Origin of the sequence: Collimonas fungivorans (assembly GCF_028292705.1) — a bacterium.
Lineage (GTDB): Bacteria > Pseudomonadota > Gammaproteobacteria > Burkholderiales > Burkholderiaceae_D > Collimonas > Collimonas fungivorans_B.
The window spans coordinates 1-6,263 of sequence record NZ_JAQGLV010000175.1 but is presented as its reverse complement, the minus strand read 5'-3'; the positions used below and the strand labels follow the sequence as shown (position 1 = coordinate 6,263).

The window sequence follows — 6,263 nt, the reverse complement described above, 5'->3', positions numbered from 1 at the left end:
AGCCCGCATCAAGAAGCGCTAATTCGACCGGTTTCGGCGTATTGTCCCCCTGGCCTTGTATTTTGACGATGTCCTGAGGGCATGCGGAGAAGGCGACGAAACAATCCATCTCGGCCCGCAGCGTCAGGTATTGGCCCGGCTGCGTGACCGTGGGCAGAGTCTTCAACGTGATGCCATCGGCTTGGACGCGAATGTTCATGAAGATGTTGAATGATGCAAGGTTCGGCCGCGGCGGCGTGACGCCTAGCTCGAACATGCCTTCGAACATATTGTCGCAGCAATTGCGGTGATAGCCGCGCACCCCGAGCAGTTCATAACGCTTGCGGTCGCAGGCAGCCATGAATGTATCGTGCACCCCAGGTGTGGTGTCTTCGATTACCGTCAGGATCGCATGACGCTGGTTCGTCACGAAACTGTCGCCGACAATCGGATTGAGCCGCTGGTTCCAGACCCGGGTTGTCTCCATGCACATGTATTCGTGCAGGTCGTATGCATTCCAGGCCCAGCAGTCCACCACCTGTGTACCGTGCGTGTTGATGATGCGCACCGATTGCCCCGCGCTCAGGCGAACGGCTTTGCCGTGGCCGGCGGGAACGGTGAGAGTATGCTTGTTGTCGTGGTCGGATGAAGTGAGTGTCATGATTGAGCCGAAAAAAGTGAAGGAAACAGAAGCGGTATCGTCAGGCATTGAAATGCTTGAAGGTATCTGCAGCGCCTGGCGCATCTGCCGTCCCGGCGGCCGGTGTGCGGGCGGACGCTTGCGTAAAGCGGCTTAAGAATTGCCGCAGCCGGTCGGAGGAGGGCGCCTCAAAAATCTGCGCAGGAGGGCCTTGTTCCACGATGCGTCCGGCATCCATAAAAACGACGCGGTCCGCTACTTCTTTTGCGAAACCGATTTCATGCGTCACGACGATCATTGTTGTCTGTTGGGCGGCGAGGCCGCGCATGACGGCCAGCACCTCGCCAACCAGCTCAGGGTCGAGTGCACTGGTCGGCTCGTCAAACAGGATCACTTCCGGCGCCATCGCCAGCGTACGGGCGATGCCGACGCGTTGCTGCTGGCCGCCCGACAGACTGGCCGGATAGGCCGTGTGTTTATGGCCGAGGCCGACCTGGCGCAATGCTTCCACCGCCAGGTCGCCGGCTTCGAGCCGCGCCAGGCGCTTGACGGACAGCAGGCCTTCCATGACGTTCTCCAGCACGGTCATGTGTGGCCACAGATTGAAACTCTGAAACACCATGCCGATGCGGCTGCGCTGCCGGCGGATCTCCCGCTCGGGACGCGAATGCACGCGGCCGTCCCCGGCATCGCGCACTCCCAGTCTTTCATTGCCGAGCCAGACCGCGCCTTCGTCCGGCGGCGCGAGCCAGTTGAGGCAGCGCAGCAGCGTCGATTTTCCGGAACCGGAGGGCCCCAGGATGCAGACCACTTCGCCGCGCGCAACGCTAAGGCTCACCCGGTCAAGTATTCTGTTCGTGCCGAACGACTTGACGATATCGTCGGCCTTTAACGCGACAGGTGTGCTGGCATCAGGTGTATTCATCATCATCTCAGCGAGGCAGCATGGCGAACTGTGCGCGGCCGAGTCGGCGCTCCCACAGGCGTGTTGAAAAATTAATAAGCGAAGTGGCGCCCCAATAGGCCAGCGCCACGACGAAATAGACTTCAAGCGGCGCATACGTGTCCGATACCACGCCTTTCGCCGCGAACATGAATTCGTGCACCGAGATAACGGAGAGCAGCGCCGAGTCCTTGACCAGGCCGATCATCAGTCCGGTCATCGTCGGCAAAAGCAGCGGCAGCGCCTGCGGAGCGACGATGCGGCGTGCGATGGCGAAATTCGACATGCCGATCGCCACGCCCGCCTCGACGGTGCCGGCCGGAACCGCCGCGACCGCTGCCCTGATTACCTCGGCGACATAGGGGGCGTAGTAGATCGCAAGCGTTGCTATGCCGACGATTTTCGATGGCAGCGTGATCCCGTATTGCGGCAGCACGAAGAACATCACGTAGAGCAGGACTAGCAGCGGCAAACCAAGCGTGATTGCGGTATATGCGCGAATCAGCTTAGCCAGGACCGGGCCTCCGCGCTGTTGTCCGACCGCGAGCACTATGCCGAATATTCCCGCCGCTGCCGCACTTGCCGCGCACAGCCAGAGGGTGTTTCCAAAGCCGCTAAGCAAGTTGGGCCAGTAATCGGTCAGAACGCTCAGGTCGAAAATCATCTGGGTCCCCCGTCCGCCAGGCGCCGGGCGAGAAGCGATTGTTCGGCGCTACGGGAGAAATGGATCACTGGCAACGCTATGGCCAGGTAGCCGATGCTGACCAACAGCATGACCTGTGTCGAGGCATAGGTGCGGGCGATCACCAGTTGCCCCGCATAGGTCAGCTCCGTGACGGCGACCACCGATGCCAGCGGCGTGGTTTTGAGCAGGATCGTGAATTCGTTGATCAGCGCCGGCAGGCTTGCCGTCAGTATTTGCGGCAGCAGCACACGGGTCCAGATCCGCCATCGCGGCATGCCGAGGGCGACCGCTGCTTCAATCTGGCCGGCTGGCACCACGCGCAGGTTGCCGCGCAGAATCTCAGCCGTATAGGCGCCGCTATTGAGCCCCAGCGCCAGCGTGGCGGCAAGCATGGGACGGCCGCCGAGACCGGCCAGCGGCAGCGCGAAGAACAAGATGAACAGCTGGACCAGCGACGGCGTCCCTCGCATGAAACTGATGTAAAGCCTCGCCGCCCAGCGCAGGGGCGCATGCCGGCCCAGCTGCATGGCAAGCGCAAGATGGCCGAACACGAGGCTGCCCGCTGCGCCGAACAGCGTCAGCCCCAGGGTGAACAGCAGGCCGTCGAGCAGCGCTGGCATGCTTGCGAGGATACGTGGGTCAAACCACATGGCGAAGCTTTCCAAGAAAATCAAAGGTCGTCGAGTTCTTCTGCCGCAACCACTTTAAGGGCTGCCGGAACGTCGTTGCCGGCGATACCTGTGCAGCAGGCCGAGACCACGAATACCATATCCATCACCACCCTGCAGGCGACGAAATCGCCTGCCCGGGTGGTATTAGGCAGTGCTTCGATCCGGCCATCCTGATGCAGCGTGACATGCATGAACAGGTTGATCGGATCGGGCAGCTTGGGCGGCGTCAGCCCCCATTCGCGGATAACTGCGCTGACCGACTCGACGCAGCCGGTCTGGCCCAGGTAGCCATTTTTTTCGAGAAATGCGGTGGTGGAAGCCGGCAGCAGCAGATCGTGCTTGCCGCTGTTGTCCTTACCCAGCACCATCAGCGCTCGGCGGCGGTTGGTGACGATACGCATGCCCGCCTGCAGCACATAGGAGTTGCTGAACACGCGCGTGTGATGGACGGACATGAATACATCGGCATTATCGCGGCTAAAGCCGAACAGCGACGCAACGGCGCCGGGCTGGCTCGCCTCGATGCGCAGAATCTGGCCGCGGGGAATGTCGATCGCACGGCTTTCACCGGCAGGCACCTCGATTATGCGGGGAGGAAGTGGTGCGCGAGTGGTCGGTTCTTTCAGAAGAAGCATGGTGCGGTCCGTTCAAGCGCCGGCCGCATCAAGCGGCGCCGGCAGGATGGAGATGGCGATATCGGTAACCTTCAGGCCGTTGCCAGGAATGATGTCTTGCGGACAGGAAGACACTGCGCAGATCAGGTCGTCCAGCACATCGAAGGTGATGTAATCGCCAGGCTTGCTGGTCGGATCGGTTACCCTCATGCGGCCGTCGGCGGTGACGGGTCCGTTCTGGAACAGGTTGAAAGGCTCGGGAACGTCGAACGGCGATAGCCCGAAATGCGCCAGCCCCTCATGCATGTTGTCGAGACAGTTCCGATGCCCGTCCACGCCGAAATCGACGGTGAAGCGTGTGTCGTCGCATGCAGGGACGTTGGCGTCGTGAATGCCGACGGTGTCTTCGGCGACGCGCAGCAATGGCCTTCCGAGCGATGAATAGAGGGCATCGCCGACGGCAAAAAAGAGCGAACCGAGCTGCCGGCGCGTGTGGGTGGGTGAAAGCTTTTCGGTCCTGTCAGCCGCAGCGACGGCGACGAAATCCGCCGCCTGCTGGCCATCGACATCGCTGATCGTCAGGCGCTGCCCGGTCTTCACCTCGAAGGTCAGGCCATGTCCTGCCTTGACCAAAAGTATTTTTGCCTGAGTAGTCACAGTGCGTGCCTCATTGTGCCGGTATAAAATCTTTGGAAGGCAATTCGAACGTCACTCCGAGATTTGCCTTCTGCAGGGCCACCAGTTCTCCTGATTTCTTCATCTGCAGAATCGCGTTGCTGATCGCCTCGTTGAGACGTGTATCGTCCTTCCGCGTCGCCCACGCGATCCATTGCGACGGTCCGAGTTCGCCGGTCGTCTTGACCTTTCCCGCATATTGTTTTACGACACCGGCCAGGACCGTGAGATCGTCAAATACAAAGTCAGCGCGTTTCGTCATGAGGGCGGCGACCGTCTGGTCGACGGTATCGACGCTCAAGATCTGGATAGGCGCCAGACCTTTTGCTTCCAGGGTCTGGTTGAACTGCTTGAGGATCTGCTCAGGCGCGGTCGCGGCCTTGACTGCGCCGGTGAGTCCCGCCAGCGATTCAACCGTTGCCTTGGACGGAATCTTCGTGAAATCCGTACGCACCAGCGGGCCGTTGACGGTTTTGCTGGTCGGCACCGTATAGGCAAGGCGTTTGGCGCGTTCCGCGGTGACGTTCAGCGCCGAACCTTCGAGATCGAACGAATGTGCCAGCAGGCCGGGAATGATCCCGCTGAAAGCCATTCGCTGATATTCGATCGTAACGCCCAAGCGCTTGGCGACGGCAGCCATGAGCGCCGGATCGTAGCCGACGATGGCGTTGTTGGCATCGGTGTATTCGTACGGCGCAAAGGTGGGGTCGATCGCTACGATCATCTTGCCGCGGCTCTTGATGTCATCGAGCGTATCGGCAAGCGCCGTGACTGAATTGCCGAAAGTGATTGCCGAGACTAAGGCCGTCAGGGCGAGAAGGGGGATGCGACGCTTGAACATGGAAGATCTCCTGGTAGACGTGGGCTGTACAGCTGCATCAGCATGATCCATGCCAGTTTGCCGACTGCGGCACAGTGGACATCATGCTTGTCTATAGAAACTGTTGTTTCTTATGTTTAAACTGTGAAACTATTGTTTCTTTCGCGCCAAGGCCAGACTTATAATCGAGACCGGTCTGCCAGGTTATTTATGCCCCGAATGTGTGCGTATGCACCATATTCGAGCCGATCGCACGAGATTTCGCAGCGAGCATGCACGATCTTTCCAATCATGCTGCCGCAGGCATACACTGGCGCAGACTTCTGGACATTTCTCAACTTTCAACCCGATACCACATGCCAGCAACCCATACAAAAAAAGAAAAGCGGCGACAGACATCGATCGAAAGCCGCATTGCCGAGTGCTACGACAAGTTCTCCGAAATCGATCAGCGGCTAGCTGACGTTATCTTGAGTGCGCCGGGCCAGCTTGCGATGCAAACGGCCACCGAGCTTGCCGCCACCGCGCAGGTCTCCAAGGCGACCGCAACGCGCTTCTTTAAAAAGCTCGGTTATGCGTCTTATGAAGACGTCCGGGCGATTGCGCGGGAAACGCAACTGAGCGGGTCGCCGCTGTATCACCAGGAGCGGATGCGCAGAGGGACCCAACTGGACGACGTGATCCAGGCGCATCTCGAACATGAGATAGGCAATCTCGCCAACACCTATAAATCATTGGATACCAGTGTGCTGGTCGAGGTGGTAGGCCATCTCGCTCGCGCGAAACGGGTTGTTATCGTCGGCCATCGGCACAGCCATACGGTCGCGATGATGATTCGGCGCGAGCTGGTGCAAGTCCGTTCGAATATCGTTGTGCTGCCGGCGCCAGGCGATACCCTGGCCGAATATCTCGGCGACCTTACCCCGGAAGATGTTGCTATCAACATTGGTTTTCGACGCCGTGTGCCAATAACCGGGCTGGTTGCAACGGCGTTCGCGCAAGCAAAAGTGCCAACGCTTTACTTGTCGGACGTAGTCGGCGGCAAGCCGGCGCGACTTGCTACCTGGGTCATCCGATGCCACACCGACGGCCTCATGCTGTTTGACAGTGTCGTAGGCGTCGCGGCGCTGGTAAATTTGATCTGCTCGCTGGTGGCGCAGGAATTGGTGGGGAATGGCGAAAAGCATTTGCAGAAGGCCGAGATCATGCATCAGCTGCTGCAAGAGCTGGAGTGAC

The 6,263-nt window shown here is 59.7% G+C and carries 8 protein-coding genes; 1 reads left to right on the top strand and 7 read right to left on the bottom strand.

Annotated elements, in window-relative coordinates; all coding sequences use genetic code 11:
- The 7 genes from JWQ61_RS09720 to JWQ61_RS09690 all read right to left on the bottom strand — a co-directional run.
- Positions 1-688, bottom strand: a 688-nt coding sequence (locus JWQ61_RS09720) for an urea carboxylase-associated family protein (RefSeq protein WP_304360353.1), incomplete at its 3' end; no start/stop codon positions are given.
- Positions 681-1,550 carry an amino acid ABC transporter ATP-binding protein gene (locus JWQ61_RS09715; protein ID WP_304360352.1) on the bottom strand — a complete coding sequence of 290 codons (870 nt, stop codon included), beginning with the start codon at positions 1,548-1,550 and terminating at the stop codon, positions 681-683. The genes JWQ61_RS09720 and JWQ61_RS09715, both read right to left, overlap by 8 nt.
- A gap of 1 nt (position 1,551) precedes the next feature.
- Positions 1,552-2,226, bottom strand: coding sequence for an amino acid ABC transporter permease (locus JWQ61_RS09710; protein WP_304360351.1), 675 nt, complete (start codon positions 2,224-2,226; stop codon positions 1,552-1,554).
- Positions 2,223-2,897, bottom strand: a complete 675-nt coding sequence (locus JWQ61_RS09705; RefSeq protein WP_304360350.1) for an amino acid ABC transporter permease — start codon at positions 2,895-2,897, stop codon at positions 2,223-2,225. Before JWQ61_RS09705 ends, JWQ61_RS09710 begins: the two co-directional genes overlap by 4 nt.
- Positions 2,898-2,917: 20 nt before the next feature.
- Complete coding sequence (locus JWQ61_RS09700) at positions 2,918-3,553, bottom strand: urea carboxylase-associated family protein (protein WP_304360349.1); 636 nt, start codon at positions 3,551-3,553, stop codon at positions 2,918-2,920.
- Between the two features lie 12 nt (positions 3,554-3,565).
- Positions 3,566-4,189, bottom strand: coding sequence for an urea carboxylase-associated family protein (locus tag JWQ61_RS09695; protein ID WP_304360348.1), 624 nt, complete (start codon positions 4,187-4,189; stop codon positions 3,566-3,568).
- Between the two features lie 10 nt (positions 4,190-4,199).
- Positions 4,200-5,048, bottom strand: a complete 849-nt coding sequence (locus JWQ61_RS09690) for a transporter substrate-binding domain-containing protein (protein WP_304360347.1) — start codon at positions 5,046-5,048, stop codon at positions 4,200-4,202.
- A gap of 251 nt (positions 5,049-5,299) precedes the next feature.
- Here JWQ61_RS09690 and JWQ61_RS09685 point away from each other — a divergent pair, with 251 nt between their 5' ends.
- Positions 5,300-6,262 carry a MurR/RpiR family transcriptional regulator gene (locus JWQ61_RS09685; protein ID WP_304360346.1) on the top strand — a complete coding sequence of 321 codons (963 nt, stop codon included), beginning with the start codon at positions 5,300-5,302 and terminating at the stop codon, positions 6,260-6,262.
- Position 6,263: the final 1 nt, after the last annotated feature.